Origin of the sequence: Nocardioides marinquilinus, assembly GCF_039543705.1 — a bacterium.
GTDB classification, from domain to species: Bacteria; Actinomycetota; Actinomycetes; order Propionibacteriales; family Nocardioidaceae; genus Nocardioides; species Nocardioides marinquilinus.
Map to the genome: position 1 here is coordinate 1 of NZ_BAABKG010000005.1, position 14,831 is coordinate 14,831.

At 75.0% G+C, this 14,831-nt stretch carries 12 protein-coding genes and 1 tRNA gene; 6 read left to right on the plus strand and 7 right to left on the minus strand.

Features of this window, described 5'->3' with window-relative positions; genetic code table 11:
* Positions 1 to 306: 306 nt before the first annotated feature.
* A complete protein-coding gene (locus ABEA04_RS17880; protein WP_345461823.1) occupies positions 307 to 1,347 on the minus strand; it encodes an alpha-hydroxy acid oxidase in 1,041 nt (346 codons plus the stop codon).
* Between the two features lie 23 nt (positions 1,348 to 1,370).
* The gene (gene tyrS / locus ABEA04_RS17885; protein WP_345461826.1) at positions 1,371 to 2,642 is read right to left on the minus strand and encodes a tyrosine--tRNA ligase; all 1,272 of its coding nucleotides are present in this window, start codon (positions 2,640 to 2,642) and stop codon (positions 1,371 to 1,373) included.
* Between the two features lie 117 nt (positions 2,643 to 2,759).
* Between tyrS and ABEA04_RS17890 the strand changes: the two genes are divergently transcribed.
* The 3 genes from ABEA04_RS17890 to ABEA04_RS17900 are packed head-to-tail and all read left to right on the plus strand — an operon-like array spanning position 2,760 to position 5,176.
* Complete coding sequence (locus ABEA04_RS17890) at positions 2,760 to 4,253, plus strand: serine/threonine-protein kinase (RefSeq protein ID WP_345461828.1); 1,494 nt, start codon at positions 2,760 to 2,762, stop codon at positions 4,251 to 4,253.
* A 33-nt stretch (positions 4,254 to 4,286) separates the two neighbouring features.
* Positions 4,287 to 4,691: an Hpt domain-containing protein gene (locus tag ABEA04_RS17895; RefSeq protein ID WP_345461830.1), complete on the plus strand. Its 405-nt coding sequence runs from the start codon at positions 4,287 to 4,289 to the stop codon at positions 4,689 to 4,691.
* Positions 4,688 to 5,176 carry a ribonuclease H family protein gene (locus ABEA04_RS17900; protein ID WP_345461832.1) on the plus strand — a complete coding sequence of 163 codons (489 nt, stop codon included), beginning with the start codon at positions 4,688 to 4,690 and terminating at the stop codon, positions 5,174 to 5,176. The genes ABEA04_RS17895 and ABEA04_RS17900 overlap by 4 nt, the downstream gene beginning before the upstream one ends.
* Here ABEA04_RS17900 and ABEA04_RS17905 read toward each other — a convergent pair.
* Genes ABEA04_RS17905 through ABEA04_RS17915 form a run of 3 tightly spaced genes read right to left on the minus strand, consistent with a single transcriptional unit; the run spans position 5,173 to position 8,145 of the window.
* On the minus strand, positions 5,173 to 5,958 hold the full coding sequence (locus ABEA04_RS17905) for a TVP38/TMEM64 family protein (protein ID WP_345461834.1): 786 nt from the start codon (positions 5,956 to 5,958) through the stop codon (positions 5,173 to 5,175). The genes ABEA04_RS17900 and ABEA04_RS17905 overlap by 4 nt on opposite strands.
* A gap of 4 nt (positions 5,959 to 5,962) precedes the next feature.
* Positions 5,963 to 7,453 carry a sensor histidine kinase gene (locus ABEA04_RS17910; protein WP_345461836.1) on the minus strand — a complete coding sequence of 497 codons (1,491 nt, stop codon included), beginning with the start codon at positions 7,451 to 7,453 and terminating at the stop codon, positions 5,963 to 5,965.
* On the minus strand, positions 7,450 to 8,145 hold the full coding sequence (locus ABEA04_RS17915; protein ID WP_345461838.1) for a response regulator transcription factor: 696 nt from the start codon (positions 8,143 to 8,145) through the stop codon (positions 7,450 to 7,452). Before ABEA04_RS17915 ends, ABEA04_RS17910 begins: the two co-directional genes overlap by 4 nt.
* Positions 8,146 to 8,281: 136 nt before the next feature.
* On the opposite strand from ABEA04_RS17915, the gene ABEA04_RS17920 reads away from it, so the two are divergent.
* Together ABEA04_RS17920 and ABEA04_RS17925 are read left to right on the plus strand one after the other, a co-directional pair.
* The gene (locus ABEA04_RS17920; protein ID WP_345461841.1) at positions 8,282 to 9,043 is read left to right on the plus strand and encodes a hypothetical protein; all 762 of its coding nucleotides are present in this window, start codon (positions 8,282 to 8,284) and stop codon (positions 9,041 to 9,043) included.
* A 188-nt stretch (positions 9,044 to 9,231) separates the two neighbouring features.
* Positions 9,232 to 9,308 (plus strand) — tRNA-Ile (locus ABEA04_RS17925).
* A gap of 491 nt (positions 9,309 to 9,799) precedes the next feature.
* Here the strand turns inward: ABEA04_RS17925 and ABEA04_RS17930 are convergent.
* Complete coding sequence (locus ABEA04_RS17930; RefSeq protein WP_345461844.1) at positions 9,800 to 11,383, minus strand: LCP family glycopolymer transferase; 1,584 nt, start codon at positions 11,381 to 11,383, stop codon at positions 9,800 to 9,802.
* 163 nt (positions 11,384 to 11,546) lie between these two features.
* Here ABEA04_RS17930 and ABEA04_RS17935 point away from each other — a divergent pair, with 163 nt between their 5' ends.
* Positions 11,547 to 12,740, plus strand: a complete 1,194-nt coding sequence (locus tag ABEA04_RS17935) for a GNAT family N-acetyltransferase (RefSeq protein WP_345461847.1) — start codon at positions 11,547 to 11,549, stop codon at positions 12,738 to 12,740.
* A 392-nt stretch (positions 12,741 to 13,132) separates the two neighbouring features.
* Here ABEA04_RS17935 and ilvD read toward each other — a convergent pair whose 3' ends face one another.
* Positions 13,133 to 14,827 carry a dihydroxy-acid dehydratase gene (ilvD, locus tag ABEA04_RS17940; RefSeq protein WP_345461850.1) on the minus strand — a complete coding sequence of 565 codons (1,695 nt, stop codon included), beginning with the start codon at positions 14,825 to 14,827 and terminating at the stop codon, positions 13,133 to 13,135.
* Positions 14,828 to 14,831 lie beyond the last annotated feature (4 nt).

The window sequence follows — 14,831 nt, forward strand, 5'->3', positions numbered from 1 at the left end:
AACCCAACAAACCCATCCAACCAGAACCCCCACCAAACAAGGCAGACGAACCGATCATCAGAGTCGACAGGCCCACAAACAAAAAACCATCGACAAACACACTGTTGAGTTCTCAAACATCAGACGCACCCGGATGTTGACCTCTCGGTCGTCAGCCGGGGCTGTGGGCCACCAGCTGGTGACCCGAGCGGCCGCCTTCGGGGCCGGAGACCCGGCCACAGGCCTTGTCTCCCGCCGCTCCGTGGCGACGAGTAGAACTCTAGGGGATGGTCTGCGAACGCACAAAATCGGGTGGCACCTTCGCCATCACACCCCGTCGTAGAGAGGCGTCGGCGCCACCAGCGAGCGGGTCTCCGCGGCGGTGCGGGCACCGGCCAGGCGCATCGTCTCGACGGTCTGGGAGCGCAGCTCACCGAGCAGGCGCGTGACGCCGTCCTCCCCTCCGGACAGCGCGTAGAGGGGCAGCCGACCGAGCGCCACGGCGCTCGCCCCGAGGGCCAGCGCGGTGACGACGTCCAGCCCGGAGCGCACGCCGCCGTCGACGAGCACGGGCACCCGCTCCCCCACCGCGGTGGCCACCGGAGCGAGGGCGCGCGCCGTGGGGACGGCGCGGTCGAGCTGTCGGCCACCGTGGTTGGAGACCCACACGGCGGCGGCACCGGCGTCGACGGCGAGGCGGGCGTCGTCCGGGCGGAGGACCCCCTTCACCACCACGGGGAGCCCGGTGCGCTTGGTGAGCCGGGCGAGGTCGGCGGGGCCCAGGTCGAGCGCCTTCTCGGAGCCGGGGGCACCGTCGTAGCCGGCGTCGAAGTTGACCCGCAGCAGGGCCGGGTCGACCTCGTCCCACACCACCGGGACGCCCGGCGAGGCGTACTTCGTGCCGACCACCGGGGTGTCGACGGTCAGGACGACGGCGCCGGCGCCGGCGTCCACGGCGCGGTCGAGCAGCGGCTCGGCCAGGCGGCGGTCGGCGGGCAGGTAGCACTGCACCCACCAGCGCACCCCGGTGGCGCCGATGGCGGCGAACGGGGTGCCGGCGTTGCTCGAGACGACCAGCAAGCCGTCGTGGGAGGCGACGGCCCGGGCCATGGCGAGCTCGCCGTCGGGGTGCACCGCGCGGTGCAGCGTGGTGGGCGCGACGACGAGCGGGTGGGGGTGGCGTCGTCCGAGCAGGTCGACGCCGGGGTCGACCGTCGTGGTGTCGCGCAGCACGTGGGGCAGCAGCCGGTGCTCGCGCCACGCCCCCGGCGCCTCGGCGCTCGAGGTGCCCTCACGAGCGCCTTGGACGACGTAGTCGAGGACGGAGGCGGACAGCCGCTCGCGCGCCCAGGCCTCGAGTCCGGCCACCCAACGCGCGTCGTCGGACACCCTCAGACGACCTCGACGCCGGCGAACCGCTTCTTGCCGCGCCGCAGCACCAGCCAGGAGCCACCGATCAGGTCGGCGTCGACGACCTCGGCGTCGGCGTCCTCGACGCGGCGGTTGTTCAGGTAGGCCCCGCCCTCGCCGATGGCGCGGCGGGCCTCGCTGCGGCTGGCGACCAGCCCGCTCTCGAGCAACAGGTCGGCCACCCGCGGCATCCCCGCGGACCGCTCCACGCGGGTGGTGCCGGCCTCGCGGAGGGCGGCCCCGAGGACGGCAGGGTCGAGGTCGGTCAGGTCGGCCCCGCCGAACAGCGCCGCGGCGGCCGCGGTGGCCTGGGCGGTCTCGCGCTCACCGTGCACGAACGTGGTGACGGCGTCGGCCAGCGCCCGCTGCGCCTCCCGGCGGAACGGCGCCTCGGCGTGCCGTTGCTCGAGTGCCTCGATCTCCTCGCGGGAGAGGAAGGTGAACAGCCGGAGGTACTCGACGACCTTCTCGTCCTCGGCGTTGAGCCAGAACTGGTGGAAGGCGTAGGGCGACATCATCGTCGGGTCGAGCCAGAGCGCGCCGGCCTCGGTCTTGCCGTACTTGGTGCCGTCGGCGCGGGTGACGAGCGGCGTCACGAAGGCGTGGACCTGCTCGCCCGTGACCCGGCGCACCAACTCGGCGCCGGCGGTGATGTTGCCCCACTGGTCGGTGGCACCGTGCTGGAGGACGACGCCGTGCTCGCGGAAGAGCGTGAGGTAGTCCATCGACTGCAGCAGCACGTAGCTGAACTCGGTGTAGCTGATGCCCGACTCGAGGCGGCGGCGCACCGTGTCGCGGGCCAGCATGCGGTTGACCGGGAAGTGCTTGCCGATGTCGCGCAGGAAGTCGACGACCGACATCTGCGACGTCCAGTCGTGGTTGTTGACCATCGTGGCCGCGTTGTCACCCTCGAAGGACAGGAACGGCTCGATCTGGCGCCGGACGCGGTCGGTCCACTCGCGCACGGTCTCGGCGGTGTTGAGCGTGCGCTCGCCGCTGTCCTTCGGGTCGCCGATCATGCCGGTGGCACCGCCGACGAGCAGGAACGGCGTGTGGCCGGCGTCCTGGAGGCGGCGGGCCGTGATCAGCTGCACGAGGTTGCCCATGTGCAGGCTCGGCGCGGTGGGGTCGAAGCCGACGTAGAAGCGCACGCTGCCCGCCGTGAGCGCCTCGCGCAGCGCGTCGAGGTCGGTGGCGTGCGCGACGAGGCCGCGCCACTGCAGGTCGTCGAGGAGCGAGGGGTCGACCGTCACTTCGAGCCTTTCCGGGTGTTGTCGACGGAGGCGGGACGGTGAAAGCCTGCCCGACCCGCGGCCGGGCCGTCGCCCCACCCCGGTGACACTAGGTTGGCGACGTCGAAGGAGCGAGGGTTGGTCAACGACAGGTACGAGCTGGAGCGCGAGATCGGTCGCGGCGGCATGGGCGCGGTGTGGCTCGGCCACGACCGCGTGCTGGGCCGCGCCGTGGCGGTCAAGCGCGTCGGCGTCGCGCCCGGCGACTCCAGCCCCGACGTGCTGCGCGCCGAGCGCGAGGCCCGCATCGCGGCGTCCCTGAACCACCCCAACGTCGTCGGCGTCTACGACCTCGTCGACGACGGCGACCAGCAGTACCTGGTCATGGAGTACGTCGAGGGCCGCACGCTGGCCCAGCTGATCCGCGAGCAGGGCGCGCTCTCGCACGCCGAGACCGGCCGCGTGCTCTCGCAGGTGGCGCTCGGACTGGCCGCCGCGCACGCGCAGGGCGTGGTGCACCGCGACGTGAAGCCCTCCAACATCCTCGTGGCCGAGGACGGCCACGCGAAGCTCTCCGACTTCGGCATCGCCCGCGCCGCGGCCGACGCGTCGCTGACCCAGACCGGGCTGGTGACCGGGTCGCCGTCCTACCTCTCGCCGGAGGTCGCCCAGGGCAAGCAGGCCACCGCCGCCAGCGACGTGTGGTCGCTCGGCGCGACGCTGTTCCACGCGCTGGCCGGGCACCCGCCGTACGAGGTCGGCGACAACGTGCTCGCGGTGCTCTACCAGATCGTCAACGAGCCGCCGCCGCGCCTCGACGACGCCGGCGAGCTGGAGCCGGTGCTGCTGGCCACCATGGCGCACGACCCGCGGCGCCGGTGGTCGATGGACGACGTGGCGCGCGTGCTGCAGATGGTCACCAGCGCGCGGCCGGGCGAGCCCGCGCCGGCGCCGGCACCCCGCCCCGAGCCCGTCGCCGACGACACGCCGATGACCCAGCCGATGCCGGCCGCCGGCCCTCCCCCGACACCGCCCCCGGCGCGGCCGCCCGTGCCGGCTGCCGCGCCGACGCCCGCTCCCACACCGGCCCCGACGCCGGCCCCGACACCGGCCCCCACGCCGTCCGGTGGACGCCGCCGCTCGCGCGTGCTGCCGGCGATCATCGGCGGCCTCGTGCTCGCGCTGGTGGCGGCCATCGTCGTCCTGCTGCTGCAGGACGACCCTCAGGACCCCACCGCGACCGACCCCGGCGCGGCGACGTCGGAGCCGTCGTCCGACACCGGCAGCAGCGACGGCACGCCACCGACCAGCGACAGCCCGAGCCCCGCCGAGCCGACCGACGCCGAGCTGGAGAGCTTCGTGGTCAACTACGTCGAGACCGCCAGCACCGACCCGGCCGCCGGGTTCCGGATGCTGACGCCGGAGTACCAGGAGCAGAGCCCGGCCTACGACCAGTTCTGGGGCAACGTCACCAACCCCAAGGTGCTCTCGTTCGAGGCCGACCCCGAGGACCTCGTCGTGCGCTACACCTACCGCTACAACTTCCGCGGGCAGGGCAAGAAGACCGAGGCGGTCGCGCTGCGACTGCAGGAGGACGGGCAGGGCGGGTTCCTCATCGCCGGTCTTGCCTGACCCGGCCCACGGGGCGGGTTAGGGTCTGCGGCGATGTCCGACCGCACCCCCCACACCTCCGCCGTGCTCGACGGCCTCGACCGGCTCGAGGGCCTCGACGTCGAGCGGCTCGACGCGCTGCGCGACCTCGACCCCGGCGAGACCGGCTACCTCGACCGCGCCATCGCGAACTTCCAGGTGACCTCGACCGACGCGGTCGCGGCGATCCGGGCGGCCGTGGCCGAGGGCGACGGCGTCGTCGTCCGGGCCCGCTCGCACAAGATCGCGGGCAGCGCCCTCAACCTCGGCTGCCGGCGCGCCGGGTCGGTGGCCCAGGGCCTCGAGCTCGCGGCCGACCGGGAGGACGCCGTCCGCGACGCCGACCTGGCCGAGCTGGACGACGCGATGGCCGAGGCCCGCGCCCTGCTGCTGCGCTACCGCGAGACGTACGCGTCGTGACGGGTCGCGCGCCCCGGGCCCGGCGTCCCAAGCCGCCCGCGATGGCGGTGCCGGTGGGCGCCCGCGAGGTCTTCACCGACGGCGCCTGCCGCGGCAACCCCGGCCCCGGCGGCTGGGCGTGGGCGCTCTCGCCCGACGACCACGCGAGCGGGCACGCGCCGGCCACGACCAACCAGCGCATGGAGGTGCAGGCGGTGCTCGAGGCCGTCACGCGCCTCGACGGGCCGCTGCTCGTGGTCAGCGACTCGACCTACGTCGTCAACTGCTTCCGGGACCGGTGGTGGGCCGGCTGGCAGGCCCGCGGTTGGACGAACTCGGCCCGCAAGCCGGTGGCCAACCGCGACCTGTGGGAGCCGCTCGTGGACGCCGTGTGCGGGCGCGCCGCAGCCGAGCAGGTGGCCTTCGCCTGGGTGAAGGGGCACTCCGGGCACCCGATGAACGACCTGGTCGACCGGCTCGCCGTCGCGGCGAGCCACCAGGCCTAGGCGGAGTCGCGGTCGGGCTCGGCCTCGGCCCCGGGAGCGCGACGTCGTCGGGCGCGCCACCAGCGCCGTCCGATCTCGGCGCCGGCGACCGTGACCACCACCCAGGCCCCGATGCCGGCCAGCGCGAGCGGCGAGGACGGGTCGTCGAGCGAGGCGCCGAGCGCGGTGTAGGCGAAGGCGCGCGGGGCCGCGCCGAGCACGGTGCCGAGCGCGATCTGCCAGGTGCGCACGCCGAGGGCGCCGAAGGCGTAGGACAGCGGGGCGTCGGGCGTGAGCGGCAGCAGCCGCTGACCGACGACGGCGACAAGCCCCCGCCGCTCGAGCAGCGCCTCGCTGAGGGCGGCGCGCCGCGGGCCGAGGACGGCACGGGCGCCGTCCCGGCCCGCCGCGCGGCCCAGGTGCAGCGCGATGACCGACGTCCCGACGGCGGCGGCCAGGGAGACGACGGTGCCGAGCACCGGGCCGAACAGCAGGCCGCTGGCCGCCGCGAGCAGCGGTCCGGGCACCAGGAGGGCGGCCAGCACGGCCGAGACGACGACGAAGGCGAGCGGCGCGACGGGACCGAGGCCCTCGACGGCGTCGCGCACCTCGGCGACCGAGACCACGCCGAGGACCGCGAAGAGCAGGATGCCGGTCGCGAGCCCCACGACGAGCAGGGCCAGCCGCAGCCGGGGGTGGCGCCCGACCGGGACGACCGCGTCCTCGGGCGCGTCCACGCCGCCGGTCGGGCCGCCGGTCGGGCGCGTGGCCGGCGCGGCGGCGCGGGGGTCGGCGGGCGGCACGGCGTCAGTGTGCCTGGACGCGCCTGACCGGGCCGGTCGGACCCACCCCGGCGGACGACGGCGGCAGCGTCAGCCGGAACAGGGCGCCGCCGGACGGCGCGGCCAGGCAGACGAGGTCGCCCCCGTGCGAGCGGGCGATGCCGCGGGCGATCGGCAGACCCAGGCCGGCGCCGTCCGGGCGTGCGTGCCCGTTCTCGAGTCGGACCAGCCGCTCGAAGACGCGCTCGCGCTGCTCGGGCGGGACGCCCGGGCCGTCGTCGGCGACGTCGAGCCGCGCGGCACCGTCGTCCACGGCGTCGAGCCGCACCACCACCTGGCCCTGGCCGCCCGTGGCCTGCAGGGCGTTGTCGACCAGGTTGGCCACGACCTGGACGAGCCGGTCGTGGTCGCCCTCGACGAGCAGGGGGCCGCCCTCGCGCACCAGGCGGGCCGACAGGTGGCGGTGGCGCCGCTCGTCGAGGACCTCGTCGGCCACCTCGGCGAGGTCGACCTCGGCCCGCTGCAGGTCGAGCCCACGGTCGATGCGGGCCATCAGCAGCAGGTCGTCGACCAGCCGGCCGGCCCGCCGCGTGGCCCGGATGAGCGCGAGCAGCGCCTGCTCGCGCTCGGCGCGGGGCGGGTCGTCGCGCAGCAGCTGCTCGGCCGTGGCCTGCACGCCGGCGACCGGCGTCCGCAGCTCGTGGGCGGCGTCGGAGAGGAACGACCTCAACCGGGCCTCAGAGGCCACGGCCCGCTCCTCGGCGCCGACGACCTCGTCGAGCATGTCGTCGAAGGCGACGGCGGTGCGTCCGAGCTCGGTGTGCGGGCTGACCGGTCGGAGCCGGCGTCCGCGGTCGCCGCGGGTGATGTCGCGCGCGACGCCGGTGATGGTGCGCAGCGGGCGCAGCGCGCCGGAGACGACCAGGGGCACGAGGACGGCGGTGAGCAGCAGCACGAGTCCCGCCGCGACGAGCAGCACGAGCCGCACCTCGGCGACCGTGTCGCGGACGTCGCCCGCGTCGGCCGCGAGGAGCAGCGTGCTGCCGTCGTCCAGGCGTCGGCTCACGGTGAGCAGGTCACCGGACTCCTGCACCTCGGGGTCGGCGCCCGGCGGGTCGGGCGGGGCCGGACCGGGCGGGTCGGCTCCGACGGGTGGCGCGTCCGGTCCCTCGTTCGGGCCCGCCGGGTCGGACGCCGGGCCGCCGGCCCCGAGCGCACCGGCCAGGGAGCCCTCCGCGTAGGTCGCGCCGTCGGCCGTCACGATGACGACCGAGACGCCCTGGCCCTCGAGCCGTCGCGCGAGGTCGCGGTCGTCGACCTGGCCGACGAGCGCCTCGGCGACGCCGACCCGGTCAACCAGCCGTTGACGCAGCTGCGCGTCGAGACGCTCGCGCAGCACCAGCTCGGTGGCGACCACGAGCACGACCAGCAGCGCGGCGACGAGCACCACCACGACCACGGTGGCCCGGCGGCGCAGCGACGGCGTGCGCAGACCGTCGGGTGCGGTGGCGGTCATCGGCGGGGCGCCCGAAGCACGTAGCCGAGCCCGCGCTCGGTCTGGATGAGCCGGGGCCCGTGCGCCTCGAGCTTGCGGCGCAGCGCCGAGAGGTGCACCTGCACGAGGTTGTCGGCGTACTCGTCGTAGCCCCAGACCTGGCTGAGGATCTGGGCGTTCGAGAGCACGCGGTCGCGGTGGCGGGCGAGGAAGACGAGCAGCCGGAACTCGGTGGCGGTGAGGGTGACCTCGTGGCCGCCGCGGGTGACGCGTCCGGCGTCCTCCTCGACCACGAGGTCGTCGACCTCGATGCGGCCGGGCAGGGCGCCGAGGCGTCGCAGCACGGCCCGGACCCGGGCCACGAGCTCCTCCATGACGAAGGGCTTGGCGAGGTAGTCGTCGACCCCGACGTCGAAGCCGCGCAGCCGGTCCTCGACGGCCTCGCGGGCGGTGAGCATGACGACCGCGGCGTCGCTGCGGCGGCGGACGACGCCGACGAGCTCGGGGCCGTCGCGGCCGGGCAGCATCCAGTCGAGGACGACCAGCGCGGGGCGGTGCTCGTCGAGCTCGGCCTCGAGCCCGTCGCCGTCCGCCCGCGCACGGACGGCGAACCCGGCGGCGGTGAAGGCGCGCTCCAGCGCGTCGCGGATGGCGGCGTCGTCCTCGACCACCAACAGGCGCACGGGCGCGGAGCGGGGGTCGGGTGCCGGCACGGCCTCAGTGTGCCCGGGCGGATCTGAAGACGACCTGAAGAAGCGGCCGTCCGGCGTCCGTCTTCAGGTGACCCGCAGGTCGGGCGGTCACGGTCGTCGTGACGAGCCACCTCGTCCGGAGACGAAGGAGAAGCAGATGACGAACCCGTTCCAGCGCCCCGGGCACGACCCCGAGCGTCACGACGACGACACCCAGCCGCTCGACCTGCGCGGTGCGGCGCCCGACCCCGACCGGCAGGACACGGTGGTGCTGCGGCGGCCGGGCCGCCCGCGGCGACGGCTGCTCGCGGGACTGGCCGCCGGCGCCGTCGCGGCGACGGTGCTCGCGCTAAGCCTGCCGGCGCTCGCCGACGGCAACGACGGTGGTGACGCCACGACCCTGAGGAGCGCGTCGGCCGCCGTGGCCGGGTCGGACCCGACGGCCGCGGACGACGGCGGGCAGGCGGGCCCTGCCGACACCGGCGGCACCACGAGCGAGCGCTCGGGCACGCCGTCCGACGAGGGCGCGGACGACGGGTGCCCGGCTCCGCCGGCTCCCCCGGCGCCCCCTGCGGACGGCGAGGCGCCCCAGCCCGGTGAGGCGCCGGCCCCGCCGGCCGGTGACGCACCCCAGCCGCCGTCCGGCGACGACGCACCCGAGCCGCCGTCGGGTGACGCACCGGCACCTCCGTCGGGCGACGCACCGGTGCCGCCGTCCGGTGACGCACCGGCACCTCCGTCCGGTGAGGACGGCGGGACGGCGGGCCCTGCCCCGGCCGGCCCGGGCCCGGGCGCGCCGGTGGGTCCCGCGGACCCGGGGTGCGCACCGGCCGCCCCCGCCCCCGGCGACGCACCCCGGGCCGAGGCGCCCCAGGCGCCGAGCAACGACGCCGCGCCGACGCCGCCGTTGGCGTCCTGACCGGTCGGGCGTCGTCCGAGCCGGCACCCCGCCCTCCTGGGACGGCCGGGCGGGGTCGTCGACCGCTAGGGTCGGCGGTGTCCGGGTCGTGCTGCGCCAGCACGCGGCAGACCCGGCAAGCTGCCCCGGGGCGGTCCGCACGGCCGCGCCGCAGGTGCCGCTCACGGCGGGTCGCCTGGGACAGCAGCGGGGCGGTAGCTCAGTCGGTCAGAGCAGAGGACTCATAATCCTTGGGTCGTGGGTTCGAGCCCCACCCGCCCTACCACCCGGCCCACCTCGTCGCCGACGCGGTGGGCCTGCACCTCGCTCCGCGTCGTCCCCTGCCAGCCCGCAGCTCGAGCTCGTGCGGGTCGCGCAGGCCCTTCGACAGGCTCAGGGTCCGTGGGGGCGGGTCGGCGAGGTCGCCTGCGGGTCTCGACGACGGCCTCGCCCAGGGGCTCGGCCTGCTCGACCACCGGACCTGGGCTCGATGCCTTCGACGGGCTCAGCGTCCGTGGGGGCGGGCTGACGAGGTCGCTCGGGCGGTCTCGAGGCTCGTCGCCGGGGCTCCTCGCACCTCGACCAGCGTCAGAGGCCCGGGGGGCGACTTGGCCCTTCGACAGGCTCAGGGTCCGTGAGGGCGGCTGGCGAGGTCGCTTAGGCGGGTCCCGGGGCTCCTCGCACCTCGACCAGCGCCAGGATCCGTGGGGCGAGGGGCCCTTCGACAGGCTCAGGGTCCGTGGGGTCCTGACGGGCTGATCGGGTTTCGCCAGAGGGTCAGTCGGAGGCGGAGAGGTCGGAGTCGGTCTCGACGCCGTCGACGGGGTTGTAGGCGCAGACGTCGACGGGGTTCTCGGTGGGGCGGTCGGGCTTGGGGGTGCCGGGCTCGCGCTTCTTCGGGTACAGCGACTTCTGGACGACGTCCTGCATGTAGTCGAAGTCGGGGTCGGCCGAGGAGAACTGGTCGGAGGAGCGGAAGACGACCGAGCGGACCTTGCCCTCCTTGACCTTCAGCAGCAGCTTGACGAACGGCTTGCCGAGGGCGCGGGGGATGTCGGTGTAGACGATCTCCTCGCCCGCCTGGAGGATGTCGAGGTAGCGGGTGAGGATGGTCGAGGGGTCGGCGGCGTCGATCATCGCGTCGATCGTGCAGCGCTGGCGGTCCATGCGGGCGTAGTCGTCGGAGCCGTAGCGGCCGCGGGCGAACCACAGCGCGTGGAAGCCGTCGAGGTGCTGCTCGGGCCCGGGCTCGATGTAGCCGGTGGGCGGGATGCCGCGGTCGGTGTCGCCGTTGATCGCCACCGGCTCGTTCACGTTGACGGTGATGCCGCCGAGCGCGTCGACGACGTCCTGGAAGCCGGCGAGATTGACCAGCAGGTAGTAGTCGACGGGGATGCCGAGGCTGCCCTCGACGGCCTGCTTGACGGCGTCCGCACCCTCGTTGTCGCTGTCGCCGAGGATGCCCGGGTGGGTCTGCGGCACCTGGCCGTAGATCGCGTTGAGCATGTCGTAGGCGTCGTCGCCCATGCCGGTGCGGTAGCCGTCGGGGTAGACGTCGTGCAGCGGGCTGTCCTCGGGGAACTCCGCGCCCTGCATGTTGCGCGGCAGGCTGAACAGCACCGTGCGGCCGGTCTCGGTGTCGATGCTGGCGAGGATGACGGTGTCGGTGCGCACGCCGGTGCGGCCCTTGCCGCCGTCGCCGCCGAGCAGCAGCACGTTGACGCGCTTCTCCCCCGCCCACGGGTCGTCCTCGGTGGCCATCTCGGGGATGGTGGCGCTGTTCGGGCTCTCGTCGAGCACGTTCTCGACCGTGTCGGCGGTGGCCATCGCGTAGCGGGCGGCGACCAGCACCGGCGCGGCGCCGACGGCGACCAGCACCAGCGACGTCGTCCAGCCGACGGCGGTGTGCCAGCGCGGCCGCGAGCGGTGGCGCACCAGCCGGTGCGAGGTGAGGACGACGAACGCCCAGACCAGCAGGACCGTGCCGAGCAGCACCGCGGCGATGCGGGTGCGGGTGGGGTCGAAGGCGAGGTCGAGGGTGGCGTCGATGCCGCGGCCGAAGTACCACAGCAGCGCCGCGACGCCGGCCAGCCAGACGCCCAGGACGGCGACGCCGAGCGCCTTGCGCCCGGAGTAGAGGTAGCCGGAGCCGGGGACGAACGCGCCCAGCGCGGTGAGGCCGAGCGTGCCCGGCAGGCCGTGGGCCCGGCGGTGCTCGCGGGCCGCGCGGCGTGCGCCGCCCCGGCGGCGTCCGATGCGGAACCGGGCCGACCGCGCGGCGCGACGACGTCCGCCCGGACGACGCGGGGCGTCGTCGGTGGTGTCCAGCACCTCGTTGGACATGCGGCGGGGAGTCCTCATCGGTCTCGGCAGGGTTCGGGCTCGAGCGCGGCGGCACCGTCACGGGGCGGCCGGCGCCACAGGATAACCCTGGGCGGGTGACCCGGCCGATCCGTCGCGACGGCCGGGACGCGCGGCCCGACCCGGTCGACAGCGGCAGGGCCGCACCGGTAGACCACGGGGCGTGGACATCCGCCGGTTGACGCTCGACGACCACGTGCCCTCCTACCGGATGGCCGTCGAGGCCTTCGGTGCGCCGCCCGAGGTGCCCGACCCGCCGTCCACGTGGCCGGCCGGCCGTGAGGTCTGGGGCGCCTGGGACGGCGACCGGCTGCTCGCGCGGGTGGCGACCCTCGACCTCGAGTCGTGGTGGCACGGGCAGCGGCTGCGCACCGCCGGGGTCGCCAGCGTGGCCGTCGCGCCCGAGCAGCGCGGGCGCGGCCTGCTGCGACCGCTCTTCGAGGCGGCACTGGGCGCGGCGGCCGAGCGCGGCGACGTCCTCTCGACGCTGTACCCGACCGCCAACGGCATCTACCGCTCGCTCGGCTACGAGCTGATCGGGTCCTACGACACGGTCGAGCTCGCCTCGGCCGAGCTGGCCGCCGTGCGGCCGCCGGCCACGACCACGCTGCGCCGCGCGACGGTCGAGGACCTGCCTGCCGTGCGGGAGACCTACGCGGCGTGGGCCGCGCAGCAGAACGGTCCGCTGACCCGCACCGGCCCGCGCTTCGCCGAGCCCGACGCGGAGGTGCTGGGCGAGGTGACGGCGTACACACTGGCGGTCGAGGGCGACCGGGTCGTCGGCTACGCGTCGTGGGACCGCGGCCGGGGCTACGACCCCACCGAGTCGGTGATCGAGGTGTGGGACCTCGTCGCGCTCACCGCCGACGGCTACCGCGCGCTGTGGCGGATGCTCGGGTCGTCGGGCTCGGTCGTGGGCCGCGTGCGGCTGCGGACCTCGGGCGAGGACCCGGCCCGGCTGGTGCTGCCGACGTCGACGTGGCACGTCGTGGGGCGCCACCCCTACATGCTGCGGGTCGGCGACCCGGCCGGCGCGCTGTCGGCGGCGCGGCTGGAGGTGCCGGGCCTGGCGCGCACCGAGGTCGGCCTCGCGGTGGCCGGCGACCGGCTCGGCTCGGCCGAGGGCACCTACCGCCTCGTACTCGGCGACGGTCCGGGCCGGTGCGAGCGGACGTCGTCCGGTGCGGACGACGGCGTCGCCACCTTCACGCCGCAGGGCCTCGCCCTCGCCTTCGCCGGCGTGCAGTCCTGCGGCAACCTGCGGCTGGCCGGCCACCTCACCGGCCCGGACGAGCACGACCGCCTGCTCGACGTCGTCCTCGGTGGGCGGCCGGTCCACACCCGCGACTACTTCTAGTCGGTGCCGTCCGGGGCACGAGGTCGGCGCCGACTGACGGTCGTCGAGCGAGCCGTCACGGCCTGAGCCCGCGAAGGCCGTGAACCGGCGTGTCGAGACGCCGGTAGGTCGCACGCGAACGTTCGCGCGGACGACCGGTGGTCTCGACGACGGCCTCGCGCAGGCGCTCGGCCTGCTCGACCGTCGTTGGGGTCCGTGTGGTTCCGACCCCGTGGACCTTGCGAGGTCTCGAGGCTCGTCGCCGGGGCTCCTCGCACCTCGACCATCGGAAGCGCCCAGCGACCACCGCGTGCAGCTTGCGTAGGGGCCCTTCGACGAGCTCAGGGTCCGTGTGGTGGGGCTGGGTGCGTGAGGCCGGTGGTCTCGACGACGGCCTCGCGCAGCGTGGGTGGTCAGCCGGTGACGGCGCCGTGGGCGGCGGAGGCGACGATCTTGGCGTACTTGCCGAGGACGCCGCGGGTGTACTTGGGGGGCAGGGGCTCCCAGCCGACCTTGCGGTCCTCGAGGTCGGGGATCTCGACCTCGAGGGAGCGGTTGAGGACGTCGAGGGTGATGGGGTCGCCGTCGCGGACGAAGGCGATGGGGCCGCCGTCCACGGCCTCGGGAGCGACGTGGCCGACGCAGAGGCCCGTCGTCCCGCCGGAGAACCGGCCGTCGGTGAGGAGCAGGACGTCCTTGCCGAGACCGGCCCCCTTGATGGCGCCGGTGATGGCGAGCATCTCGCGCATGCCGGGGCCGCCCTTGGGGCCCTCGTAGCGGATGACGACGACGTCGCCGGCGACGATGCGGCCCGCGGCGAGGGCGTCCATGGCGGCGCGCTCGCCGTCGAAGACGCGCGCGGTGCCGCGGAAGACCGACTCGTCGAAGCCGGCCGACTTCACCACCGCGCCGTCGGGGGCGAGCGAGCCCTTGAGGATGGTGAGGCCGCCGGTGGCGTGGATGGGGCGGTCGAGGGAGCGCAGGACGTCGTCGTCGAGCGCCGGCGGCGCGAGCGCCTCGAGGTTCTCGGCCATCGTGCGGCCGGTGACGGTGAGGCAGTCACCGTGCATGAGGCCCGCGTCGAGCAGCGCCTTCATCACGACCGGGATGCCGCCGATCTTGTCGACGTCGTTCATCACGTAGCGGCCGAACGGCTTGAGGTCGCCGAGGTGCGGCACCTTGTCGCCGATGCGGTTGAAGTCGTCGAGGGTCAGCTCTACGTCGGCCTCGCGGGCCATCGCCAGCAGGTGCAGGACGGCGTTGGTGGAGCCGCCGAGCGCCATCACGACGGTGATCGCGTTCTCGAAGGCCTCGCGGGTCATGATCTGGCGCGCGGTGATGCCGCGGCGCAGCAGCTCGACGACGGCCTCGCCGGAGCGGTGGGCGAACCCGTCGCGGCGGCGGTCGACCGCCGGCGGCGCGGCCGAGCCGGGCAGCGACATGCCGATCGCCTCGGCGACGGCGGCCATGGTGTTGGCGGTGTACATGCCGCCGCAGGCGCCCTCGCCGGGGCAGATCGCCCGCTCGATGCGGTCGACCTCCTCGCGGCTGATCTTGCCGGCCAGGCAGGCGCCGACGGCCTCGAAGGCGTCGATGATGGTGACGTCGTTGCCGTCGACCTGCCCCGGCATGATCGAGCCGGCGTAGAGGAAGACGGCGGCGAGGTCGAGGCGGGCGGCGGCCATCATCATGCCGGGCAGCGACTTGTCGCAGCCGGCCAGCAGCACCGAGCCGTCGAGGCGCTCGGCCATCATCACCGTCTCGACCGAGTCGGCGATGACCTCGCGGCTGACGAGGGAGAAGTGCATGCCCTCGTGGCCCATCGAGATGCCGTCGGAGACCGAGATGGTGCCGAACTCGAGCGGGTACCCGCCGGCGGCGTGGACGCCGTTCTTCACCGCCTGGGCCAGACGCTGCAGCGAGAGGTTGCAGGGCGTGATCTCGTTCCACGACGAGGCGACGCCGATCTGCGGCTTGGCGAAGTCGTCGTCGTCCATGCCGACCGCGCGGAGCATGCCGCGGGCCGCGGCCCGCTCGAGGCCGTCGGTGACGTCGCGCGAGCGGGGCTTGATGTCGGGCTGGTCGGGGCGGTCGGCCGGGCTCGTCACCCGG

Bases quoted from the DNA above. Each gene is read 5' to 3' on its own strand.
- ABEA04_RS17895 (WP_345461830.1), top strand. From the start codon at position 4,287: ATGTCCGACCGCACCCCCCACACCTCCGCCGTGCTCGACGGCCTCGAC.
- ABEA04_RS17910 (WP_345461836.1), bottom strand. From the start codon at position 7,453: ATGACCGCCACCGCACCCGACGGTCTGCGCACGCCGTCGCTGCGCCGC.
- ABEA04_RS17920 (WP_345461841.1), top strand. From the start codon at position 8,282: ATGACGAACCCGTTCCAGCGCCCCGGGCACGACCCCGAGCGTCACGAC.
- ABEA04_RS17930 (WP_345461844.1), bottom strand. From the start codon at position 11,383: ATGAGGACTCCCCGCCGCATGTCCAACGAGGTGCTGGACACCACCGAC.